The sequence below is a fragment of the Streptomyces canarius genome (assembly GCF_014650735.1).
GTDB lineage: Bacteria > Actinomycetota > Actinomycetes > Streptomycetales > Streptomycetaceae > Streptomyces > Streptomyces olivaceoviridis.
The window spans coordinates 1-2117 of the sequence record NZ_BMVN01000157.1; the positions used below are offsets into that span (position 1 = coordinate 1).

At 69.7% G+C, this 2117-nt stretch carries 1 protein-coding gene and 1 pseudogene; both read right to left on the bottom strand.

From position 1 onward, the window contains the following. On the bottom strand, positions 1-1087 hold a 1087-nt coding region (locus IE294_RS46530; protein WP_189895359.1), incomplete at its 3' end, for an IS701 family transposase. Positions 1088-1521: 434 nt separating this feature from the next. Further along, positions 1522-1920: pseudogene (locus IE294_RS50100) on the bottom strand (GNAT family N-acetyltransferase); the annotation flags it as partial. Positions 1921-2117 lie beyond the last annotated feature (197 nt).

The following is a 2117-nucleotide window of genomic DNA, read 5'->3' on the forward strand; positions in this document are numbered from 1 at the left end:
CGCGGTAGTCGTGCTCGATCCGCCAGCGCATCTTCGCCCACCGCACCAGGTCGGCGACCGGGGTGGTGGCGGGCAGGTTGGTCATCCAGTAGCCGGTCGGCCCGTCGGCTTCTTCGGGCTGTTCGACCAGCAGCGTCCTCACGGGCAGCACGCCGTCCCAGCGGCTGCGTCCGCCGGCCTGTTCCTGGGCGGTGCGGCAGGCTTCCTTGCCCGACGGCCGCACCTGGATCACGGCGAAGTGCGAGGTCATCGTGCCTTTGCTGCCCTGCCGCCAGGTGACCTGTTCGAACACAGCCCCCTCAAGGAGGCCCGGCAGCGGGCGGGGCGCCTCGCGGTAGCGGGGCAGTGTCGGCGGTCCCAGGCCGCCGTAAGCGGGCTGATACGGCTTGGCGTCGGCGGGCCGTGCGATCTCCTTCGGGTCGACGGCCATGACGTAGGACCAGCCGCGCTCTTCCAGCGCGAGCCGGAAGGAGACGCTGCGTCCGTAGCCGGCATCGGCCACGATCACGGGCACCTTCAGGCCCTGCGAGGCCAGCCGGTCCAGCAGCCCCAGAGCCAGCCGGGTCTTGGACACATGCCCGACCTCTTCGGGTATCCCGGCCCGCTGCCGCCGCCGGTCGTCGTGCACCCACTCTTCGGGCAGGAACAGCTGCCACTCCAGCGGGCATGACGCGGTGTCGGTGGCGGCGTGGACGCTGACCGCAACCTGGCAGTTCGCCCGCTTTCCCAACGCTCCGCAGTACTGCCGGGCCACCCCGACCGAGGCGGTGCCGCACTTGGGAAACGACACATCATCGACGACCCACACCTCGGGGCCGACCGCCTCGCACAACCGCTCGGCGATCCGCCGCCGCACCGGCAGCCAATCCCACGGCGACTGGTTCACGAACTGCTGCAGGGCCTGCATGTTCCCGTCCGGCAGCCGCTCGGCCATCGGCTGGATCGACTTGCGCCGGCCGTCCAGCATCAGCCCCCGCAGATAACAAGCGCCCCACCGCCGCTGATCCCGCCGCGGCAGCGAAGCGAACACATCGGCAACGAACTCCGATAACTCACCCCGGAGCCGTTCCACCTCCCCCAACCTCATACCGGAGAAGATGCCCACCACCAGGCAAGATCACCCGACGTAACGAAGCACTACTAGCCGGCCCACGACGGCTGGGTGGCGGGACTCACCCATATGGCAGGACAGGGGCAGCGATCCCCTGGGCGCAGCGCCCGGCCTCCGGGGGCATGGGCCCCGCACTCGGCCGTGACAAGGCCCAGCCGGTTCAGCGGGTCATGCGCCTGATGAAGCGTGAGCTGCGGCAGTCGTTCGCCCGCTGTCTCCCGCGAACTCGATCTCGTCAAGGTCCAAGTCCAAGTCCAAGCCCAGGTCCAAGCCCAGGTCCAAGTCCAGGTCCAAGTCCTCGTAGCCGTCCACGACCGTGGCAACGCTCCGCACCCCACCCCGGTCACGCGCACTGGCCCCGGGCAGGAGACAGGCCCGGCTGGGGCTGAACCCGTAAAGAGTGGGGTACGGGCGGACCGCGCGAAGCCGCGCGGACTGAACCCATTGCGGCGCAGCACCCGCTGCGACGGCAGATTCTCCAGATGGGTGGACGCCTCGGCGCGGTGCAACCCGAGTTCGTCCGTCATCACCCGGAGTACAGGGCACGGCCGGGCGCGGCAGGATGCCTCCGACGGTGACCTGCCCGGTCACCTGGTCGTCGGCGAGCACCACGCCCGGCCGGACCGCAACGACCCGGTACCCGGCCGGCAGCCTGTCGATCCGCTCCGCCTGGCCTTCCGGGGTGAAGAAGCCGGCCGGCTGGTCAGGTTCCCGCGGCCGGAAAGCCAGTCGAAGTCCCGCACCCGGTGCGCGGCGATCGGGGCGGCATCGGCGGGCTCTATCAGGCGGATCCTGGTGCTGTTGCCCATGGGCTGATCCTCGTCGCGGCGCGTCGGATGAGACCGGCCAGCCTAATACTCCAGCAGCGTTTCGCTATCTTGCCTGGTCAGAGGCATCGTCGGGAGTGTAGTTGGCTGATGGTCCATCAGGGGCGGTCTTGCCAGACCGCCCCTCCAACGAGTGGCATCGAGAACTGTCGGAGCGGTGATGCGGGCAGCCTTCCCGC